Source organism: Streptomyces sp. NBC_00704 (genome assembly GCF_036226605.1).
In the GTDB taxonomy this organism is placed as follows: domain Bacteria; phylum Actinomycetota; class Actinomycetes; order Streptomycetales; family Streptomycetaceae; genus Streptomyces.
The window spans coordinates 2,927,524-2,948,222 of the sequence record NZ_CP109000.1 but is presented as its reverse complement, the minus strand read 5'-3'; the positions used below and the strand labels follow the sequence as shown (position 1 = coordinate 2,948,222).

The window sequence follows — 20,699 nt, the reverse complement described above, 5'->3', positions numbered from 1 at the left end:
GGTCACTGCTCCTTGTGGGGCTGTGTCGTGGTGCCGAGTGCTCGGACGGTGCGGGACGGGCTGGGCCGGCCCAGCCGGGCGGCCATCCACTCGCTTGTGGCGACGAGACGGCCGAGGTCGACCCCGGTGTCGATGCCGAGGCCCCGCAGCATCCACACGAGGTCTTCGGTGGCGAGGTTGCCGGTGGCGGACTTGGCGTACGGGCAGCCGCCGAGACCGCCCGCCGAGGCGTCGACGGTGGTGACGCCGTGCTGGAGCGCGGCGAAGGTGTTGGCGAGCGCCTGACCGTAGGTGTCGTGGAAGTGCACCGCCAACGCGTCGGTGGGCACGCCCTGTTCGTTCAGCGCGGTGAGAAGGGCCCGCACATGGCCCGGGGTGGCCACGCCGATCGTGTCGCCCAGGCTCAGTTCGTCACAGCCCATGTCGAGCAGGGCGCGGCAGACCCGGACGACCTGCTCCAGCGGGACCGCGCCCTCCCACGGGTCGCCGAAGCACATGGAGAGGTAGCCGCGCACCCGGACGTCCTCGGCCCTGGCCCGCGCCACCACCGGCTCGAACATGGCCAGCGCCTCGTCCACGGTGCGGTTGAGGTTGGCCTTGGCGAAGGACTCGGTGGCGCTGGCGAAGACGGCGACGGCCCGCGCGCCCAGCGCCAGCGCCCGGTCGAGCCCGCGCTCGTTGGGCACCAGCACCGGCAGTGCCGCGTCGACATCGCTCACCAGCGGGAACAGCTGCTCGGCGTCGGCGAGTTGGGGGACCCACCTGGGGTGGACGAAGCTGGTGGCCTCGATGGTGGTGAGGCCCGCGTCGGCCAGGCGGTGCACGAACTCGGCCTTGACGTCCGTCGGCACGGTCGTCTTCTCGTTCTGAAGGCCGTCGCGGGCGCCGACCTCGTGGATGCGCACCCGGGCGGGCAGCCCCGGCGCGGGCACGGCCATGGGGAGCGTGGTCACTTCTCCTCCTTCCGGGGCGCGGCCGAGGGACCGGCCGCCGCGACGGCCCCGGAACCGCTCTCCGGTCCGTCCGCGGAACCGCTCTCCGGTCCGTCCGCGGGGGCGGTCTGTGGTCCGTCCACGGGGGCGACGACGGCCAGGACCTGGTCCATGGTGACCGTCGTGCCGGGGGTCACGTCGAGTTCGGCTACGGTGCCGGCGTGCGGGGCGCAGATGACGTGCTCCATCTTCATCGCCTCGACCACCAGCAGGCTCTGGCCCGCGGCCACCTCGTCGCCGACGGCGACCTTGACGACCGTGACCGTTCCGGGCATGGGCGCGGTGAGCGAGTCGGCGCCCGCGTGCGCCCCCCGGGTGAGGGAGGCGGCCACCGGGTCGTGGTCGCGCACCTGCCAGGCGTCGCCGTCGCGGCTCAGCCAGGAGCCGTCGGGCAGGGCGGCGAAGGCGTGCGTGACGCCGTCGAGCCGGCAGACGAAGCGGGTGTCGCCGGGCCGCGGGGGCAGGATCCCGGAGCTGTGGCGCGGGGTCTCCTCCCCGTCGAGCAGCACCTCCCAGCCGCCGTCGGCCGCGCCGCGCACGCGGACGGTCACCGGGTCGTGGCCGGGCACGTGCAGGTGGTGCGCGGTCCAGGCGGGCTCGCCGCCCAGGCGCCAGCCGTCCGCGACCGAGAAGGGGTCCACCCAGCCCGCGTCGGCGGCGGGCGCGGGGCGGAGCGCGGGGTCGAGCGCGGCCTGGCGCAGCAGCGCCGCCGCCGCGTGGACCTCCGGCGGGACGTCGGCCGTGACCAGGGAAGCGGCCTCGCGTTCCACGAGCCCCGTGTCGAGTTCGCCCGCGACGACCGCCGGGTGGGCCAGCAGCCGCCGCAGGAACCCGGCGTTGGTCTGCACGCCCAGGGTGACCGTGCCGGCCAGGGCCGCCCGGAGCTTGCGCAGCGCGGTCTCCCGGTCCGGGCCGTAGGCGATCACCTTGGACAGCATCGGGTCGTAGAGGCTGCCGACCTCGGCGCCCTCGCTGAGCCCGGAGTCGGTGCGCACGCCGTCGCCCTGCGGCTCGCGCAGCCGCAGCACGGTGCCGCCGGACGGCAGGAACCCGCGCGCGGGGTCCTCGGCGCACACCCGCGCCTCGACGGCGTGCCCGGTCAGCCGCACGTCCTTCTGGCCGAAGGGCAGCGGCTCGCCCGCGGCGGCCCGCAGCTGCCACTCCACCAGGTCCAGGCCGGTGACGAGTTCGGTGACCGGGTGCTCCACCTGGAGCCGGGTGTTCATCTCCATGAAGTAGTACGAGGACGGGTCGCCGCCCGGCACGATGAACTCCACCGTGCCCGCGCCGCGGTACCCGCAGGAGCGCGCCGCCTGCACGGCCGCCTCGCCCATCGACGCGCGCGTGGCCTCGTCGAGCAGGACGCTGGGCGCCTCCTCGACGATCTTCTGGTGGCGGCGCTGGAGCGAGCACTCGCGCTCGCCGAGGTGGATCACGTTGCCGTGGGCGTCGGCGAGGACCTGGATCTCGATGTGCCGGGGCCGGTCGACCCACCGCTCGACGAGCAGCGTGTCGTCGCCGAAGGAGGCACGGGCCTCGCGGCGGGCGGCGGCGATCTCCTCGGCCAGCAGCGACGCGTCGCGCACCAGCCGCATGCCCTTGCCGCCGCCGCCCGCGCTGGGCTTCAGCAGCACGGGCACGCCGATCTCGCGGGCGGCGGCGATGAGCTGGTCGTCCGTCAGGCCGCTGCCGCTCGATCCGGGCACCACCGGGACCCCGGCCTCGCGCACGGTGGCCTTGGCGCGGATCTTGTCGCCCATGAGGGCGATGGCCCCGGCGGGCGGCCCGATGAAGACCAGTCCGGCGTCGGCGCAGGCACGCGCGAAGCCGGCGTTCTCGGCCAGGAAGCCGTAGCCGGGGTGGACGGCCTGGGCGCCGGTCCGCGCGGCCGCGTCCAGCAGCCGCTCGACGGACAGATAGCTGTCGGCGGCGGGCGGCGGCCCGATCCGCACCGCCGTGTCCGCCTCCCGGACGTGCCGGGCGTCCGCGTCGGCGTCGGAGAAGACCGCCACCGAGCGCACGCCCATGGCGCGCAGCGTGCGGATGACGCGGACGGCGATCTCGCCCCGGTTGGCGACGAGCACTGTGTCAAACATGAAGTCCCCTCCTCACATCCGGAAGACGCCGAACCGGGGCTCGCCCAGCGGCGCGTTGGCGCAGGCCGTCAGGGCCAGGCCCAGCACCTGCCGGGTCTCCTGCGGTTCGATGACCCCGTCGTCCCAGAGCCGGGCGGTCGCGTAGTAGGCGTTGCCCTGCCGTTCGTACTGCGCGCGGATCGGGTCCTTGAAGGCCTCCTCGTCCTCGGCGGGCCACTCCTGGCCGCCGGCCTCCAGCTGGTCGCGCTTGACCGTGGCGAGGACGGAGGCGGCCTGCTCGCCGCCCATGACGGAGATCTTGGCGTTGGGCCACATCCACAGGAAGCGGGGCGAGTAGGCCCGGCCGCACATGGAGTAGTTGCCCGCGCCGTACGACCCGCCGACGACGACCGTCAGCTTCGGCACGCGCGTGCACGCCACCGCCGTCACCATCTTGGCGCCGTGCTTGGCGATGCCGCCGGCCTCGTAGTCCCTGCCGACCATGAAGCCGGAGATGTTCTGCAGGAACACCAGCGGGATGCCGCGCTGGTCGCACAGCTCGATGAAGTGGGCGCCCTTCTGGGCGGACTCGGAGAACAGGATGCCGTTGTTGGCGACGATCCCGACCGGGTGGCCGTGGATCCGGGCGAAGCCGGTCACCAGGGTCTGCCCGAACTCGGACTTGAACTCCGCGAAACGGGAGCCGTCGACGACGCGCGCGATGACCTCGCGGACGTCGTAGGGGGTGCGCGAGTCGACCGGGACCGCTCCGGTCAGGCCGTGCGGGTCGACCTTGGGCTCCATGGACGGCCGCACCTGCCAGGGCAGCGGCCCGCGCGCGGGGAGCGTGGCGACGATGTTCCGCACGATCCGCAGCGCGTGCGCGTCGTCCTCGGCGAGGTGGTCGGTGACGCCGGAGACGCGCGAGTGCACCTCGCCGCCGCCCAGCTCCTCCGCGGTGACGACCTCGCCGGTGGCGGCCTTCACCAGCGGCGGGCCGCCGAGGAAGATCGTGCCCTGGCCGCGGACGATGACCGCCTCGTCGCTCATGGCCGGGACGTACGCCCCGCCGGCCGTGCACGACCCGAGCACGGCCGCGATCTGCGGGATCCCGGCCCCGGACATGCGGGCCTGGTTGTAGAAGATCCGCCCGAAGTGCTCGCGGTCGGGGAACACCTCGTCCTGCATGGGCAGGAAGGCGCCGCCCGAGTCCACCAGGTACAGGCACGGCAGCCGGTTCTCCAGCGCGACCTCCTGGGCGCGCAGGTGCTTCTTCACCGTCATCGGGTAGTAGGTGCCGCCCTTGACGGTGGCGTCGTTGGCCACGACCACGCACTCGCGCCCGGCGACCCGGCCGATCCCGGCGATCACGCCGGCGGCCGGGGCCTGTCCGTCGTACATCCCGTCGGCGGCGAGGGGGGCCAGCTCCAGGAACGGCGAGCCCGGGTCCAGGAGCGTGTCGACCCGGTCGCGGGGCAGCAGCTTGCCGCGCGCGGTGTGCCGGGCCCGCGCCCTCTCACCGCCTCCCAGCCGGGCCGCGGCGAGCTTGCCGCGCAGCTCCTCGGCGAGGGCGCGGTGCGCGTCCTCGTTGGCCCTCCAGGCCTCCGACGCGGGATCTGCCGCGCTCGTCAGCTCCGGTGCCTCTTCCATCCTCGCGGTCCCCTCACGCCAGTGATCGACTGTTAATGAGCGTTAACCATTTCGCTCAGGTTAACGACCGCTAACGTCGCTGTCTAGAATTGCCCTCATGGCCACGAGAACGGACGCCCCCACCCGGCGCGAGCAGATCCTCAGGGAGGCCGCGCGCCTGTTCGCCGAGCGTGGCTTCCACGGCGTCGGGGTCGACGAGATAGGGGCCGCGGTCGGCATCAGCGGTCCGGGGCTGTACCGCCACTTCCCCGGCAAGGACGCGATGCTCGCCGAACTCCTGGTGGGCATCAGCGGCCGGCTGCTGACCGGTGCGAAGCGGCGGCTGGCGGAGGCCGACGGGGTGCCCTCCGAGGCGGTGCTCGACTCGCTCGTCGAGGGGCACATCGACTTCGCCCTCGACGACCGTCCCCTGATCACCCTGCACGACCGTGAGCTGGACCGCCTGCGCGAGAGCGACCGCAAGCTGGTCCGCCAGCTCCAGCGGCAGTACGTGGAGCTGTGGGTGGAGGTCCTGTGCGCGGTGCACCCGGGCCTCGCCGAGCCCGCCGCGCGCTCCGCGGTCCACTCGGTCTTCGGCCTGCTGAACTCCACCCCGCACCTCGGCCGGCCGGGTTCCCTGCCCGGCCGCGCGACCACGGCCGGACTCCTGCACCGCATGGCGCTCGGCGCGTTCGCGGCGGCGGCCGCGGGGGAGTGACGAGCGTTACGGCCGCCCCTATGGACGCCTCTCCCTACCCGCCGGTACGGTTGACCTGAGCAAGCGCTTAGCCATCGAGGGCTCAACCGCGCGTTGAGGACCCCGACGGCGAGCACCACATCCGCGAGAGCGGCGCCGGCTTAGGCGCAGAGAGGGGCCGGCGGTGCGCCGTACGGTGTTCAACGAGGACCACGAGGCGTTCCGGGAGACCCTGCGGGCCTTCATCGAGGCCGAGGTCGTCCCGGTCTACGACGAGTGGTTCGCGGCCGGCCAGGCGCCGCGCGACTTCTACTACAAGCTCGCCGAGCTGGGCGTCTTCGGCATCCGCGTCGACGAGGAGTACGGCGGCGCCGGCATCGACTCCTACAAGTTCGAGGCCGTCCTGTACGAGGAGACCGCCCGCGCGGGCGTCACCTTCGGCGGCTCCGGCGTGCACGTGCTGCTCGGTCTGCCCTACCTCAAGCTGCTCGCCACCGACGAGCAGAAGAAGCGCTTCCTGCCGAAGTTCGTCTCCGGCGAGGAGATGTGGGCGATCGCGATGACCGAGCCGGGCACCGGCTCCGACCTCGCGGGCATGAAGAGCACCGCCAAGCTCTCCGAGGACGGCACGCACTACGTCCTCAACGGCTCCAAGACCTTCATCACCGGCGGCGTCCACGCCGACCGCATGATCGTCTGCGCGCGCACCGCCGCGCCCACCGCCGAGGACCGCCGCCACGGCATCTCCCTGTTCGTGGTGGACACCAAGGCCGAGGGCTACTCGGTCGGCCGCAAGCTGGACAAGCTCGGCCTGAAGACGTCCGACACCGCCGAGCTGGCGTTCGTCGACGTCAAGGTGCCCGTCGAGGACCTCCTCGGCGAGGAGAACAAGGGCTTCTACTACCTCGGCCACAACCTCGCCTCCGAGCGCTGGGGCATCGCCTACGGCGCGTACGCGCAGGCCAAGGCCGCCGTCCGGTTCGCCAAGCAGTACGTGCAGGAGCGCACGGTCTTCGGCAAGCCCGTCGCGCACTTCCAGAACACCAAGTTCGAGCTGGCCGCCTGCCAGGCCGAGGTCGACGCGGCCGAGGCCGTCGCCGACCGCGCCACGGAGGCCCTGGACGCCGGTGAGCTGACGCCGGCCGAGGCCGCCAGCGCCAAGCTGTTCTGCACCGAGGTCGCCCACCGCGTGATCGACCGCTGCCTCCAGCTGCACGGCGGCTACGGCTTCATGAACGAGTACCCGATCGCCCGCCTGTACGCGGACAACCGCGTCAACCGCATCTACGGCGGCACCAGCGAGATCATGAAGTCGATCATCGCCAAGGACATGGGTCTGTAAGGTCCCGGCAACCGCGGCCCGGTACACCTGACACCCATGAGCCAGGCACTACAGGATCTCCTCGATCTGCTCGACCTGGAGCAGATCGAGGAGAACATCTTCCGCGGCCGGTCCCGGTCCGCCGTCGTCCCGCGCGTGTTCGGCGGGCAGGTGGCGGCCCAGGCGCTGGTCGCCGCCGGGCGTACGGTCCCCGCGGACCGGCACGCCCACTCCCTGCACGCGTACTTCCTGCGCATGGGGGACCCCGGCGCGCCCATCGTCTACGACGTCGAGCGCATCCGCGACGGCCGCTCCTTCACCACCCGCCGCGCGGTCGCCGTCCAGCACGGCCGGCCGATCTTCACGCTGTCGGCGTCCTTCCAGACGTACGAGGAGGGCCTCGACCACCAGACGCCCATGCCGCCGGCGCCCGACCCCGAGTCGGTGCCGACCGGCCAGGAGCGGCTGCGCGCCTACGACCACCTCGACCCGGCGGTCGTCGAGCGGTTCCTCGAAGCGCGCGAGGCGATCGACCTGCGGTACGTCGACGACCCGCCGTACGGCCGGTTCGGGGAGCCGCGCGAACCGCACAGCCAGGTGTGGTTCCGCACCAACGGCAAGCTGGCGGACGACCCCCTGCTGCACGTCGTCCTGGCCACCTACGTCTCCGACATGACCCTGCTCGACTCGGTGCTGCTCGCGCACGGCCGCGGCGGCTGGGCCGTGGGCGACGTGGTGGGGGCGTCCCTCGACCACGCCATGTGGTTCCACCGCCCGTTCCGCGCCGACGAGTGGCTCCTGTACGACCAGGAGTCGCCGTCCGCGTCCGGCGGGCGCGGCCTCGGCCAGGCCCGCATCTACACGCAGGACGGCCGGCTCGCCGTGTCGGTCATCCAGGAGGGCGTGGTCCGCGTCCCGCGGGACGACGACTGAGCCGCGAGCCCTCCGGCCCCCGGCCCTCCGCCCCCCGGTCCTTGACCTCCGGCTCCCGGCTTTCGGTCAGGCGGCCGGGGGGCGGTCGGGCCGGGTCCGGCCGCCGGCGGTCACAGGCCCGCCTCCGCGAGCAGGTAGGCGACCATCGGGTCGTAGTGGCGCGGGCTGACGACGTGGTCGTCCAGGGGCACCGCCACCTGGACGACGCCCTCCGCCTCGCCGATGAACAGGGCCGGGTCGTTGCAGTCCGCGTAGCCGACGGAGTCGACGCCGTGCCGGCCGGCGTAACCCGCCCAGCCGTGGTCGGCCACGACCAGGTCCGGCAGCGGACGCCCCTCGCGCTCCAGCGCCGTCAGGATCGCCTTCATCGGCTCGCCGGAGTGGGTGTGCCACAGCGTGGCCCCGTGCTCCAGCACCGCCACGTCGGCGACCTGCCAGACGTACCCCTCGTCGGTCTGCAGCCCCTGCGGGATGACGACGATCTCGCAGCCCGCCGCGCGCAGGGCGGCCGCCGTGGCCCGGTGCACGTCCAGCAGCCCGCCCGGGTGGCCGGTGGCGAACAGGACCCGCTGCCGTCCCTCCGCGGCCTTGCGCAGCCGGGCCGCCATCCGGTCCAGGCCGCCGACCGTCAGCTGCGGGTCGATGGTGTCCTGCCCGTAGCGGTGCTCGGGGTCGTCGTTCACGCCCACCCGCTCCGCCATCACCGCGAGCACGTCCTGCTCGTCGCTCCAGCGGTCGCCGAGTTCCAGACCGAGCCAGAAGTTGCGCACGCCGTTCGCGAGCTGACGGTAGTGGGACAGGTTGTTCTCGCGGGGCGTCGCGACGTCTCCGGCGATACGGGTCCTGACGAGGTGGTCGACGAGTTCGGCGCGGCTGGGCGTCCCGGGTATCGGCATGGGCTCCATTGTGAGGCAGGCGGCTGTGCGCGTCTTCGCGGTTCCGGACGCTGGGACACGCGTCACGCACCCTCCCGCGCCGGTCCCGGTCGGCCCCTGCCGGTCCCGGACGCTCCCGGACGGTTCGTACAGTCCCGGACGGTCGACGGTCCCCTGATGGACGAAACGTACAGTTCGCAGCCGTCGCAAGGCTGCCTAGGGTTGACGGGAGCCCTCCGACCCGGTCCCCGTAGGGTCGGGAGACAAGCAGTGCATACGCGATGAAGCGTGAGAAAGAGAGCATTCGACCATGACCAGCAACGACACGCCCCGCGGCCCCGTCGACTCCTCCCGCGTCCCGCGCTACGCGGGCCCCGCGACCTTCGCCCGGCTGCCCCGGCTCGACGAGGTCGGCCGCGCCGACGTCGCCGTGGTGGGCGTGCCGTTCGACTCCGGCGTCTCCTACCGGCCCGGCGCCCGCTTCGGCGGCAACGCCATCCGCGAGGCCTCCCGCCTCCTGCGCCCGTACAACCCCGCGCAGGACGCCTCGCCCTTCGCGCTCGCGCAGGTGGCGGACGCCGGCGACATCGCCGCCAACCCCTTCCACATCAACGAGGCCGTCGACACCATCGAGGCGGCCGCCGACGACCTCATCGGCACCGGCGCGCGCCTGATGACCCTGGGCGGCGACCACACCATCGCCCTGCCCCTGCTGCGCTCGGTCGCGAAGAAGCACGGCCCGGTCGCCCTGCTCCACTTCGACGCCCACCTCGACACCTGGGACACCTACTTCGGCGCCGAGTACACCCACGGCACCCCGTTCCGCCGGGCCGTCGAGGAGGGCATCCTCGACACCGAGGCCCTCTCCCACGTCGGCATCCGCGGCCCGCTCTACGGCAAGCAGGACCTGACCGACGACGAGAAGATGGGCTTCGGCATCGTCACCTCCGCCGACGTCTACCGCCGCGGCGCCGACGAGGTCGCCGACCAGCTGCGCCAGCGCATCGGGAACCGCCCCCTGTACATCTCCATCGACATCGACTGCCTCGACCCGGCCCACGCGCCCGGCACCGGCACCCCCGAGGCCGGCGGCATGACCTCCCGCGAGCTGCTGGAGATCCTGCGCGGCCTCGCCTCGTGCAACCTCGTCTCCGCGGACGTCGTCGAGGTGGCCCCCGCGTACGATCACGCCGAGATCACGTCGGTGGCCGCCTCCCACACGGCGTACGAACTGACCACGATCATGGCCCGCCGGATCGCCGCGGCCCGCGAGGAGAACGAGGGCAAGTGACCCACGACCACGACCTGGTGTTCCGCCCGACGGAGGCGCAGACCGCCGCTGCTCTGAACCCTCCCTCCGGTCGCAACGGCGGGGACCTGGTCGTGGAGACCCTGGCCGGGCTCGGCGCCACCACCGTCTTCGGGCTGCCCGGCCAGCACGCGCTCGGCATGTTCGACGCGCTGCGTCGCTCCTCGCTGCGGTACATCGGCCTGCGGGTGGAGAACAACGCGGGGTTCGCGGCGGACGCGTACGGCCGGATCACCGGCGAGGCGGCCCCGCTGCTGCTGTCGACGGGGCCGGGCGCGCTGACCTCGCTCGCGGCGCTCCAGGAGGCGGCGGCCGCCTCGGCACCGGTGCTGGCGATCAGCAGTCAGATCCCGACCGCCGGCCTGGGTGGCGGCCGCCACGGCTATCTGCACGAACTGCCCGACCAGGCGGCCTCGTTCCGTGGCGTGGTGAAGTCGGTCCACACCGTCCGCACCCAGTCGCAGATCCCGTCCGCGATCGAGGCGGCCTGGAAGTCCGCGCTGAGCGTGCCGCACGGCCCGGTGTGGGTGGAGATCCCGCAGGACGTGCTGCTCGCCCCGACGCCGGTCCCGGTGGTGACCGGCGGCGACGTCTTCCCCGAGGAGCGGCCGCCGCGCCCCGAGCTGACGGCCGTGGCGGCCGACCTGCTGTCGAGGGCGGCCCGTCCGGCGATCATCGCGGGCGGTGGGGTCGTACGGGCGGACGCCTCGGGCAAGCTGAAGCAGCTGGCGGAGGCCCTGCAGGCCCCGGTGGTCACCACGCCCGGCGGCAAGGGCGCGTTCCCCTGGACGCACCCCCTCTCGCTCCAGTCCTGGATCGAGGACCGGCACACCACGGACTTCCTCGAGGACGCGGACGTCCTGCTGGTCGTCGGCTCCGGGCTCGGTGAACTCTCGTCCAACTACCACACGTTCAAGCCGCGGGGCCGGGTCGTCCAGATCGAGGCGGACCTGGGGAAGCTGGAGTCGAACCATCCGGCGCTGGGCATCCACGCCGACGCCCGCCTCGCGTTGCAGGCCCTCCTGGAGACGGTGCGGGAGCGGCGGGACGAGACCGCGCCCGGCCGGGTACGGGACCTGCTCGCCAAGGTCGCCGACCGCATCGCCGCCCAGGAACTCACCCTGGAACAGGACGTGCTGGCCGCGGTGCGCGAGGCGCTGCCCGCGGACTCCCCGTCCTTCTGGGACATGACGATCCTCGCCTACTGGGCCTGGTCGGCCTTCGACGCCGGGGGCCCCAACCTCCTGCACTCCGCGCAGGGCGCCGGCGGCCTCGGCTACGCCTTCCCCGCGGCCCTGGGCGCTGCGGTCGCGGACCCGACCCGCCCGGTGCTCGCGGTGTCCGGCGACGGCGGCGCCCTGTACTCGGTCGCCGAACTGGCCACGGCTCTCCAGCACGGTCTGGACGTCACCTGGCTGATCGTGGACGACGGCGGCTACGGCATCCTGCGCGAGTACATGACGCAGGCGTTCGGCGAGACGACGGCCACGGAGCTGACCCGCCCCGACTTCGTCGCCCTGGCGGAGTCCTTCGGCGTGCCGGCCGTGCGGACGTCCCCGAAGACCCTGGCGGCGGACCTGGCGGCGGCGCTGGACACGCCGGGCCCGTCGGTGGTCGTCCTCCCGGCGCTCCTGCGGATGTTCGCGGCGACGCACCTCGGCTGAACGGACCGGTGCGGGGCGGCGAAACGGGCGGTGGCCCTCCGCGGATCGTTGGTACGGTCGCGGCATGTCCGACGCGAGCCCTTCGTCCGCCCCCGCCCCCGCCCCCGGTCCCGTCACCGCCGATGACGTGCGGGAGGCGGTGCGGCGGGCGGCGGACGTGGTCCGGGGTGCGCGGGCGGCCGACTGGGACGTCCGGGCGGGCTCGCTGGAGTGGAGTTGCTGGGAGACCGTCGAGCACCTGGCCGACGACCTGTTCGCCTACGCAGCCCAACTGGGGCCCGAGGAGCCGCCGTCGGACACCGAGGTGCCGTTCGCCTGGGGCCCGAGGCGTCCCGGCGGTCCGGCGAACGTCGTCTTCGCTGACCGGGCGGCCGGGGCGGCGGGCCTCGCCCAGGTGCTGGAGGCCTGCGGGGCGATGCTGGCGGCGATGGTGCGCACGACCCCGGCGACGGTCCGCTCGCACCACGTCTTCGGGGCCTCGGACCCCGAGGGCTTCGCCGCGATGGGCGTCGTGGAGACCCTGGTGCACCTGCACGACGTCGCCGAGGGGCTGGGAGTGCGGTGGGAGCCGGACGCCGGTGTGTGCGGCCGGGTGCTGGCCCGGCTCTTCCCCGACGTCCCCGCGGACACCGGCCCGTGGCCCGCTCTGCTGTGGGCCACGGGCCGGGGGGACCTGCCGGGCCGTGCGCGGCTCACCCGGTGGCGCTGGTACGGGGCTCCGCGCGGCGCGGGCGGGGAGTAGGGCGCGCCGAACGCCCCGGCCCGCCCGCGCGGCGGACTACCAGATCGCCTCGACCCACTCCGGGTGGTCGATGAACGGGTTGCGGTTGTGCTGGTAGGTGTCGTAGATGACCTGGTTGCGCTTCTCCTCGAAGGCGCTGGGCGGGTCCTGCTCGCTCCACGCCTTCAGGACGGACAGCTTGCCGATGTACGGGTTGCTGCCGTTGCCGACCTTCTCGTTCGGCTCCAGGTCGGCGAAGCCGTCGCCGCCGTCGTAGCGGACCGCCATGTAGAGGATCATGCGGGCCACGTCGCCCTTGTCGGCGTCGCGGGGCTCGAAGGAGTCGGAGTCGGTGAGGCTGCCGCCGCCGCCCGAGACGGTGCTGCCGCCGTTGTCGAAGTCCTTGTTGCCGCGGATGCTGTTGACCGTCACGTCCGCGGGACGCAGGTGGTGCAGGTCGGTGCCGGGACCGGTGACCTCGCCGAAGTCGCCGTGGGACTTGGCCCAGGTGTGCTCGCGGTTCCAGTCGCCGACGTCACCGCCGTTGAGGGACTTGCTGCGGGAGACGCCGCTGTACAGGAGGATGACGTTGGCGCTGTTCTTCGGGTCCTGGTCGGTGACCTTCAGCGCGTTCCAGACGGCCGAGTACGAGATCTTCGAGACGTTGGCGCTGATGATCGTGTGCAGGGACGACTTCAGGCTCGAACCCGTCTTGCCGACCGCGTTCTTGTAGTACGTCGAGTCGTACGCCGTCGTGGTCGCCGCGGCGGGGGTCGCGGTGAGCGCGGGGGCGGTGATGCCGACCAGGACGGCGGTGGTGGCCAGCGCCACCGACTTCCATCGGCGTATGCGTGTCGCCAGCATGTGGGGTGTCCGATCTACGCGGGTTGATTGAAGGCGGCAATCGGGAGAGTGACATGCACATGCGGTCATGGCAATGAACCTGATGTGTAGATCGGGTGACGGGACGCGGCAAATCGCCCCCGGTCCCCGCGAGTCGGCCCACGGGGAACGGCCCCCGGCGCGAGGCCGGAGGCCGTTCGGTGCGGTGGGCCGGCCGCTCAGCCCACGTCGGAGGGGGCCAGCCGGTAGACCGTCGACTGGCTGCTCTGGCTGCTCTGGCCGCTCTGTGTGCCGGACGAGGCCTCCGTGCCGGACGAGGACGAGGAGGAAGTCGCGCTGTACGCGCTCTCCTTCACCGCCGTGCCGTGCTTCTGCACCCAGGCGGTGATCTCGGTGAGCAGGCTGTTGTTCCCGCCGCCGGGACCGCCGCCCCCGCCGAGCTGGATGTAGTGCAGCTCGCCGTCGCGCACCAGTTCCTTGAGTTTGGCCAGGGTCATCGCGTTGTCGGAGCCGGTGAAGCCGAACATCGAGATGACGGGCTCGCCGGTGCTCAGGATCAGCTGGCCGGCGCTCTGCGAGTTGGAGACCGCGATGAGCCAGGTGGCGCCGTCCTGATGCTTCTTCAGGTAGGAGGCCAGCGCGCTGTCGGCTCCGCCCATGCCCCTGCCCCCACTCATCCCTGAGCCCGTGCCCGAGCCCGTGCCGGCGTCGGCGCCCGCATCCGTCTCGCCGGGCGCGCCGCCCGCCGCGCCGCCGGGGAACTCCCCGTTCGCGCCGCCCTGTTGACCGTCCTGACCGTCCTGCCCCTCCTGGCCGCCCTGCCCGTTCGGGGCGCCGTTCGTGCCGCCGCCCTGAGGGGGTGCGCCGTCGCCGCCGCTCTGCGGGCCGCCGCCGGGGAACTCGCCGCCGGAGGAGCCCTGTCGGCCGGCCTGCGTCCGGCCGCCGGGTCCGCCGCCGCCGGGTCCGCCCATGCCGCTGCCGGTCGACGGGCCCGCGGTGGGGTTGGTGCCGCCCATCATGCCGCCGCCCGAACCGAAGGCGGGCGACGCGGCGTACGCCGCCGGACCGGCGAGGGCGGCCACGACCGTCGCCGCGAGGGCCGCGCCCAGCAGCCGTACCCGCAGGCCGGACCGCGACGACCGCAGGACGCACAGACCCGCCACCGCCAGGAGCGTGACCACGCCGACGGCCGGCCACAGCCAGGTGTTCCAGCCCGTGGCCCGGCGCAGCAGCACGACCGCCCAGACGCCGGTCACCACGAGCCCCGCGGGCAGCGCCCACGACCAGCGGGCGTCGCCGCCGCGGAAGGCCCGCCAGAGCAGGACCCCGCCGCCCCCGCACAGCGCCGCGACGCCCGGAGCGAGCGCGGTGGTGTAGTACGGGTGCATCGTGCCCTCGGCCAGGGCGAAGGTCAGGTAGTGCAGCACGAGCCAGCCGCCCCACAGGAGCAGCGCGGCACGCGTGGCGTCGGTGCGCGGGGCGCGCCCGCACAGCGCCAGGCCGGCGACGAGCGCGATGCCCGCGAAGGGGATCAGCCAGGAGATCTGGCCGCCGAGGACGTCGTTGAACATCCGGCCGAGGCCCGCGGTCCCGGCGAAGGTGCCGCCGCCTCCGCCGCCGCCTCCGCCGTTGCCCTCGCCGCCGAGGACCCGGCCGAGGCCGTTGTAGCCCATGATCAGGTCCCAGGCGCTGCCGTCGGCCGAACCCCCGATGTAGGGGCGGTCGCCGGCGGGGACCAGGGACACGGCCGTGGCCCACCAGAAGCTGGAGACGGCCAGCGCCACGGCGGCCAGCGCCAGGTTCACGGCCTTCCTGCGCCATCCGAGCCGCGACGCGTACAGGTACACGGCGAGGACGGCGGGCAGGGCGATGTAGCCCTGGAGCATCTTGGTGTTGAACGCGAGCCCGAAGCAGACCGCGGAGCCGAGCAGCGCGAGCAGCCGGTCGTCTCGGGTGGCGCGCAGCGCGAGGGCCGCGCCGCCGACCATCAGCAGCACCAGGATCGTGTCGGGGTTGTTGTCGCGGTTGATGGCGACGGTGATCGGGGTCAGGGCGAGCACGAGGGCCGCGAGGGCGGCGGCCGCGTGGCCGAACGCCCGCTTGACGCAGGCGTGCAGGATCCAGATCGTGCCCAGCGCCGCCGCGATCTGCGGCAGCATCATCTGCCAGGTGCCGAAGCCGAGGACCCGGCAGGACAAGCCCATGATCATGAGGGCGAGGGGCGGCTTGTCGACGGTGATGAAGTTCCCGGCGTCGAGCGAGCCGAAGAACCACGCCTCCCAGCTCTTCGTGCCGCTGTAGACGGCCGCGCTGTAGAAGCTGTTGAGGCTGCCGGCCGACAGGTTCCAGCCGTAGAGGGCGGCGGCGAGGGCCAGGATCGCGATCAGCGCGGGCAGGGACCAGCGCGGCGCCCGGTCCGGTGGCGGAGCGCCGGTCGCGGGGGCCTGCGGCGCCCCGTCGGGGGACACGCTCGGGTGGGTGTGGGGATCGGTGGCTGAGGTCACCCTGCGCATGCTGTACGGCCGTCGTGGGCGGCCGCTGTGCCGGAGCTGGCCGCCGCCTGTGAGAGTCCGCCCGCGAATCCGAGGATTCGTGCGGTGCGTTCGTACAACCATTCCTACGAACTCGTGTGTCAACTGGGCATGAATCAGGGGACATCCAGCACGACCCGACGCGCCCGGCTGCTCGCCGCGGCGCTCGGCGCCGGCCTTCTCGTGACCGGCGTGGCCGCGTCGCCCGCCTCGGCCGCCACCTCGACCGTCAGCTGCACCTCGACCAAGGCGGCTCTGGCGACCAAGCTGAAGAAGGACATCACCGCCGCGGTCGCGGGCCGCCGGGGCACGATCGCCGTCGGCCTCTACGACCGCACCGCCCAGACCACCTGCTTCCTGCGCGGCTCCACCGCGTTCGACTCGGCCAGCGTCGTCAAGGTGACCGTCCTGTCCGCGCTGCTGTGGGACGCGCAGAAGACCGGGCGGGCGCTGACCAGCCGGGAGAAGACCCTCGCCACCGCCATGATCACCAAGTCGGACAACGACTCCACCTCCACCCTGTGGAAGCAGCTCGGCCTGACGAAGATCAAGGGCTTCCTGACGGCCGCGAAGATGACGCAGACCAAGCCCGGCGCGGACAACTACTGGGGTCTCACCCAGATCACCGCCAACGACCAGCAGAAACTGCTCAAGCTGCTCACCGCCAAGAACGCGGTCCTCACCGACGCCTCGCGCGCCTACGTCAACACGCTGATGGGCCAGGTCATACCCTCCCAGCGCTGGGGAACGCCGTTCGGGCGGCCCTCCGGCGTCACCTGGCGGGTCAAGAACGGCTGGCTGTCGCGGGCCACGCAGGCCTGGCGGGTGCACAGCATCGGCACCTTCAAGGGCGGCGGCCACGACTACGTCATCACCGTCCTGACCCAGGGCAACGCCACCATGGACTACGGCATCGCGACCATCCAGGGCGTCGCCAAGGTGATCCACCGGGACCTCGCCGCGTCCTGAGCGGCCCGTTGGCGGGCCGTTCGCGGGCCGTTCGCAGGTCGTTGGCGGCGCGGGCGCCGTGACGCTGCGTCCCGGCACGCCCACCGCGCGACGCGAATCGTTGCGGAGGGATGAAATCCGCCTGCTCCGGCGTTGGTGCCTTCCGGCAGACCAGGACGACAGGAAGGCACCGGCGTGGCAGCGCAGCAGGGGGAGCGGCGACCGAGCTGGGCGCGCAGACTGGCCGCGTACGCCTGGCGCCATCCGGCGGACGTGGTCCTCGCGCTCGGCTCCTCCCTCGCCGGCATGGCTGTCATGGCGCTGGTCCCGCTGGTCACCAAGGTGATCATCGACGACGTCATCGGCGACCACAGCCGGGGCATGGCCCCCTGGGCCGGGGCCCTGACAGCCGCCGCCCTGCTGGTGTACGCCCTCACCTACGTGCGCCGCTACTACGGCGGACGGCTCGCCCTCGACGTCCAGCACGATCTGCGGACCGAGATGTTCGACACGATCACCCGGCTCGACGGCCGCCGGCAGGACGAGCTGTCCACCGGCCAGGTGGTCGGCCGCGCCACCAGCGACCTCCAGCTCATCCAGGGCCTGCTCTTCATGCTCCCGATGACGATCGGGAACCTGCTCCTCTTCGCGATCTCCCTGGTGATCATGGCGTGGCTGTCGCTGCCGCTGACCCTGGTCGCGCTGGCCGTGGCGCCCGCCCTCGCCTACATCGCCCGGCGCAGCCGGACCAAGCTGCACCCCGCCACCTGGTACGCGCAGGCCCAGGCGGCGGCGGTCGCGGGCGTGGTCGACGGCGCCGTCACCGGCGTCCGCGTGGTGAAGGGCTTCGGCCAGGAGGACCAGGAGACCGGCAAACTGCGCGAGGTCGGCCGCCGGCTCTTCGCGGGCCGGCTGCGCACCATCCGCCTGAACAGCGCGTACACCCCCGCCCTCCAGGCCGTCCCCGCCCTCGGCCAGGTCGCCATGCTGGCCCTCGGCGGCTGGCTGGCCGTGCGCGGCCACATCACCCTCGGCACGTTCGTCGCCTTCTCCACCTACCTCGCCCAGCTCGTCGGCCCGGTCCGGATGCTCGCCGTGGTGCTCACCGTCGGCCAGCAGGCCCGCGCGGGCACCGAACGCGTCCTGGAGCTGATCGACACCGAGCCGTCCATGCGGGACGGCGCCAAGGAACTGCCCGCCGACGCCCCGGCCACGGTGGAGTTCGACGACGTCGCGTTCGGCTACGACCCCGGCCGGCCCGTCCTCGACGGACTCACCTTCGAAATCCGCCCCGGCGAGACCCTGGCGGTCGTGGGCTCGTCCGGCTCCGGGAAGTCCACGGTCTCGCTCCTGCTGCCCCGCTTCTACGACGTCACCCGCGGCGCCGTCCTCATCGGCGGCCACGACGTGCGCGAGCTGACCCTCGACTCGCTGCGGGCCGCGATCGGCCTGGTCCCCGAGGACTCGTTCCTGTTCTCCGACACGGTCCACGCCAACATCGCGTACGGCCGTCCCGACGCGACCCGCGAGCAGGTCGAGGCCGCCGCCCGCGCCGCCCAGGCCGACCGCTTCATCGCGGAGCTGCCCGACGGCTACGACACCACGGTCGGCGAGCACGGACTCACCCTCTCCGGCGGCCAGCGCCAGCGCGTCGCGCTCGCCCGCGCCATCCTCACCGACCCGCGCCTGCTCGTCCTGGACGACGCGACGTCCGCCGTGGACGCCGCCGTCGAGCACGAGATCCACGAGGCCCTCAAGCAGGTCATGCGGGGCCGCACCACCCTGCTGATCGCCCACCGCCGGTCCACCCTCAACCTCGCCGACCGCATCGCCGTCCTCGACGCGGGCCGGCTCGCCGACCTCGGCACCCACGAGGAGCTCCAGGAACGCTCCGCGCTCTACCGCCGCCTGCTCACCGACCCCGACGAGCTGGGCGGCGTCTCGCCCGGCCACGCCCCGCGCGTCGCGCCGAGCGAGGACACCACCGTCCGCGACGAACTGGACGCCGAGTTCGACGCCGAACGCGGGGTGACCCCCCGGCTGTGGACGGGCGACCGCGAGCCGAAGGACACGGCCCTGGCCGGGACGCCGGCCGCGCCCGGCCTCCTCGCCCAGGTCGAGGCGCTGCCCCCGGCCCTCGACGTGCCGGACGTCGACGAGGCGCGCGCCGTCCAGCCGGAGGAGTCCTACGGGCTGCGCCGGCTGCTGCGCGGCTTCCGCGCGCCCCTGCTCGTCAGCCTCGCGCTCGTCGCCGTCGACGCCGGGACCAGCCTGCTGCTGCCGGTGATGATCCGGCACGGCATCGACCAGGGCGTGACCCGGACGGCGCTGGGCGCCGTCTGGACCGCCTCCCTGCTCGCCCTGCTCGCGGTGCTCGTGCAGTGGGTCGCGCAGACCGGCGAGATCCGGATGACCGGCCGCACCGGCGAACGGGTCCTCTACACCCTGCGCCTGAAGATCTTCGCCCAGCTCCAGCGCCTCGGGCTCGACTACTACGAGCGCGAGCTGACCGGCCGCATCATGACGCGGATGACGACCGACGTCGACGCCCTGTCCACGTTCCTCCAGACCGGCCTGGTCACCGCGTTCGTCTCGGTCGTCACCTTCTTCGGCATCATGGCCGCCCTGCTGGTGATCGACGTGCAGCTGGCGCTGATCGTCTTCGCCACGCTCCCGCCCCTGGCCGTCGCCACCTACTTCTTCCGCAGGGCGAGCGTGCGGGCGTACGAACTCGCCCGCGAGCGGGTGTCGACGGTCAACGCCGACCTCCAGGAGTCGGTGTCCGGGCTCAGGATCGTGCAGGCCTTCCGGCGCGAGCGGGACGGCGCGGCCCGGTTCGCCGAACGCTCCGACAGTTACCGCGAGGCCCGCATCCGGGGCCAGTGGCTGATCTCGGTCTACTTCCCGTTCGTGCAGCTGCTGTCGTCGGTCGCGGCCGCTGCGGTCCTCATCGCGGGCGCGGGCCGGGTCGACGCGGCCACGCTGACCACCGGCGCCCTGGTCGCCTACCTCCTCTACATCGACCTGTTCTTCGCCCCCGTCCAGCAGCTCTCCCAAGTCTTCGACGGCTACCAGCAGGCGACCGTCTCCCTGGGCCGCATCCAGGAGCTGCTGCGGGAGCCGACGTCCACCGCCGCCGCCGACGAACCTCGGGAGGTCACCTCCCTGCGCGGCGAGATCGCCTTCGAGGGCGTGCACTTCGCGTACGGCGCCGACGACGAGCCCGAGGAGGCCCTGAGCGGCATCGAGCTGCGCATCCCGGCCGGCCAGACCGTCGCCTTCGTCGGCGAGACCGGCGCGGGCAAGTCGACCGTCGTCAAGCTGGTGGCCCGCTTCTACGATCCCACCGCCGGCCGCGTCACGGTCGACGGCACGGATCTGCGCTCCCTCGACCTCACCTCGTACCGCCACCGGCTGGGCGTCGTCCCGCAGGAGGCGTACCTGTTCCCCGGCACCGTCCGCGACGCCATCGCCTACGGCCGGCCCGAGGCCACCGACGCCGAGGTCGAGGCGGCGGCCCGGGCGGTCGGCGCGCACGAGATGATCGCCACCCTCGACGGCGGCTATCTGCACGCCGTCGCCGAACGCGGCCGCAACCTCTCCGCGGGCCAGCGCCAGCTGATCGCCCTGGCCCGCGCCGAACTCGTCGACCCGGACGTGCTGCTCCTCGACGAGGCGACGGCCGCCCTCGACCTCGCCACGGAAGCCCAGGTCAACCAGGCCACGGACCGGCTGGCCGGCCGCCGCACCACCCTGGTCGTCGCCCACCGGCTGACCACCGCGGCCCGCGCGGACCGCGTCGTGGTGATGGACCACGGCCGGGTCGTCGAGGACGGCACGCACGACGAACTGCTGGCGCTGGAGGGCCGTTACGCCCGGCTGTGGCGCACCTTCGTGGGCGAGGACGAGCCCGCGGCCGTCTGATCCCGTACCCGTACCCGTACCCGGCCCCGCCCACGGCGGTGGCCGCGCAACCATCCGACGGGTGTACGGCGTCCGTACATCAGTACGGATGACGCGAGCGGCTATCGCGTACGGGGAACGTGGGAGGGACGGACCGTGGGCACAGGCGCTTCGGGGCCGAACGGGCCCGCCGGGCTGACGCGCCCGGCAGCGAGGAAGGGCGCGACGGACGGGGAGGCCGCGAGGAGCGCGAAGGCC

Annotated in this window: 14 protein-coding genes; 8 read left to right on the top strand and 6 right to left on the bottom strand. The window is 73.2% G+C overall.

Going from position 1 to position 20,699, the window contains the following annotated elements; all coding sequences use genetic code 11:
- Positions 1–2 precede the first annotated feature (2 nt).
- The 3 genes from OG802_RS12895 to OG802_RS12885 are packed head-to-tail and all read right to left on the bottom strand — an operon-like array spanning position 3 to position 4,717.
- Positions 3–938, bottom strand: coding sequence for a hydroxymethylglutaryl-CoA lyase (locus tag OG802_RS12895; RefSeq protein WP_329417032.1), 936 nt, complete (start codon positions 936–938; stop codon positions 3–5).
- An 11-nt stretch (positions 939–949) separates the two neighbouring features.
- The gene (locus OG802_RS12890) at positions 950–3,088 is read right to left on the bottom strand and encodes an acetyl/propionyl/methylcrotonyl-CoA carboxylase subunit alpha (RefSeq protein ID WP_329410195.1); all 2,139 of its coding nucleotides are present in this window, start codon (positions 3,086–3,088) and stop codon (positions 950–952) included.
- Positions 3,089–3,100: 12 nt separating this feature from the next.
- Positions 3,101–4,717: a carboxyl transferase domain-containing protein gene (locus OG802_RS12885; RefSeq protein WP_329410193.1), complete on the bottom strand. Its 1,617-nt coding sequence runs from the start codon at positions 4,715–4,717 to the stop codon at positions 3,101–3,103.
- A 97-nt stretch (positions 4,718–4,814) separates the two neighbouring features.
- On the opposite strand from OG802_RS12885, the gene OG802_RS12880 reads away from it, so the two are divergent.
- The 3 genes from OG802_RS12880 (at position 4,815) to tesB (ending at position 7,647) form a co-directional block, all read left to right on the top strand.
- Positions 4,815–5,414, top strand: a complete 600-nt coding sequence (locus OG802_RS12880; RefSeq protein WP_329410191.1) for an SACE_7040 family transcriptional regulator — start codon at positions 4,815–4,817, stop codon at positions 5,412–5,414.
- A 163-nt stretch (positions 5,415–5,577) separates the two neighbouring features.
- The gene (locus tag OG802_RS12875; protein WP_329410189.1) at positions 5,578–6,735 is read left to right on the top strand and encodes an acyl-CoA dehydrogenase family protein; all 1,158 of its coding nucleotides are present in this window, start codon (positions 5,578–5,580) and stop codon (positions 6,733–6,735) included.
- A 36-nt stretch (positions 6,736–6,771) separates the two neighbouring features.
- A complete protein-coding gene (tesB, locus tag OG802_RS12870) occupies positions 6,772–7,647 on the top strand; it encodes an acyl-CoA thioesterase II (protein WP_329410187.1) in 876 nt (291 codons plus the stop codon).
- A 110-nt stretch (positions 7,648–7,757) separates the two neighbouring features.
- On the opposite strand, the gene OG802_RS12865 is transcribed toward tesB, so the two are convergent.
- Positions 7,758–8,543 (bottom strand): phosphatase, encoded by a 786-nt coding sequence (locus OG802_RS12865; RefSeq protein WP_329410185.1) that lies wholly within the window; start codon positions 8,541–8,543, stop codon positions 7,758–7,760.
- A 289-nt stretch (positions 8,544–8,832) separates the two neighbouring features.
- Here OG802_RS12865 and speB point away from each other — a divergent pair, with 289 nt between their 5' ends.
- The 3 genes from speB (at position 8,833) to OG802_RS12850 (ending at position 12,237) form a co-directional block, all read left to right on the top strand.
- Positions 8,833–9,813 (top strand): agmatinase, encoded by a 981-nt coding sequence (gene speB / locus OG802_RS12860; RefSeq protein WP_329410183.1) that lies wholly within the window; start codon positions 8,833–8,835, stop codon positions 9,811–9,813.
- Positions 9,810–11,495, top strand: coding sequence for a thiamine pyrophosphate-binding protein (locus tag OG802_RS12855; RefSeq protein ID WP_329410181.1), 1,686 nt, complete (start codon positions 9,810–9,812; stop codon positions 11,493–11,495). The genes speB and OG802_RS12855 overlap by 4 nt, the downstream gene beginning before the upstream one ends.
- A 64-nt stretch (positions 11,496–11,559) precedes the next feature.
- On the top strand, positions 11,560–12,237 hold the full coding sequence (locus OG802_RS12850; protein ID WP_329410179.1) for a DinB family protein: 678 nt from the start codon (positions 11,560–11,562) through the stop codon (positions 12,235–12,237).
- A 36-nt stretch (positions 12,238–12,273) separates the two neighbouring features.
- Here OG802_RS12850 and OG802_RS12845 read toward each other — a convergent pair whose 3' ends face one another.
- Complete coding sequence (locus OG802_RS12845) at positions 12,274–13,080, bottom strand: endonuclease I family protein (RefSeq protein ID WP_329410177.1); 807 nt, start codon at positions 13,078–13,080, stop codon at positions 12,274–12,276.
- A gap of 197 nt (positions 13,081–13,277) precedes the next feature.
- Entirely contained in the window at positions 13,278–15,563 is a 2,286-nt protein-coding gene (locus OG802_RS12840) for a glycosyltransferase family 39 protein (protein ID WP_329410175.1), read from the bottom strand.
- Between the two features lie 138 nt (positions 15,564–15,701).
- Between OG802_RS12840 and OG802_RS12835 the strand changes: the two genes are divergently transcribed.
- On the top strand, positions 15,702–16,559 hold the full coding sequence (locus tag OG802_RS12835; protein ID WP_329410173.1) for a serine hydrolase: 858 nt from the start codon (positions 15,702–15,704) through the stop codon (positions 16,557–16,559).
- Positions 16,560–16,733: 174 nt separating this feature from the next.
- Positions 16,734–20,462: an ABC transporter ATP-binding protein gene (locus OG802_RS12830; RefSeq protein WP_329410171.1), complete on the top strand. Its 3,729-nt coding sequence runs from the start codon at positions 16,734–16,736 to the stop codon at positions 20,460–20,462.
- Positions 20,463–20,699: the final 237 nt, after the last annotated feature.

Bases quoted from the DNA above. Each gene is read 5' to 3' on its own strand.
- OG802_RS12835 (WP_329410173.1), top strand. From the start codon at position 15,702: ATGAATCAGGGGACATCCAGCACGACCCGACGCGCCCGGCTGCTCGCC.
- OG802_RS12880 (WP_329410191.1), top strand. From the start codon at position 4,815: ATGGCCACGAGAACGGACGCCCCCACCCGGCGCGAGCAGATCCTCAGG.
- OG802_RS12850 (WP_329410179.1), top strand. From the start codon at position 11,560: ATGTCCGACGCGAGCCCTTCGTCCGCCCCCGCCCCCGCCCCCGGTCCC.
- OG802_RS12895 (WP_329417032.1), bottom strand. From the start codon at position 938: ATGGCCGTGCCCGCGCCGGGGCTGCCCGCCCGGGTGCGCATCCACGAG.
- OG802_RS12845 (WP_329410177.1), bottom strand. From the start codon at position 13,080: ATGCTGGCGACACGCATACGCCGATGGAAGTCGGTGGCGCTGGCCACC.
- OG802_RS12865 (WP_329410185.1), bottom strand. From the start codon at position 8,543: ATGCCGATACCCGGGACGCCCAGCCGCGCCGAACTCGTCGACCACCTC.
- OG802_RS12885 (WP_329410193.1), bottom strand. From the start codon at position 4,717: ATGGAAGAGGCACCGGAGCTGACGAGCGCGGCAGATCCCGCGTCGGAG.
- tesB (WP_329410187.1), top strand. From the start codon at position 6,772: ATGAGCCAGGCACTACAGGATCTCCTCGATCTGCTCGACCTGGAGCAG.
- speB (WP_329410183.1), top strand. From the start codon at position 8,833: ATGACCAGCAACGACACGCCCCGCGGCCCCGTCGACTCCTCCCGCGTC.
- OG802_RS12890 (WP_329410195.1), bottom strand. From the start codon at position 3,088: ATGTTTGACACAGTGCTCGTCGCCAACCGGGGCGAGATCGCCGTCCGC.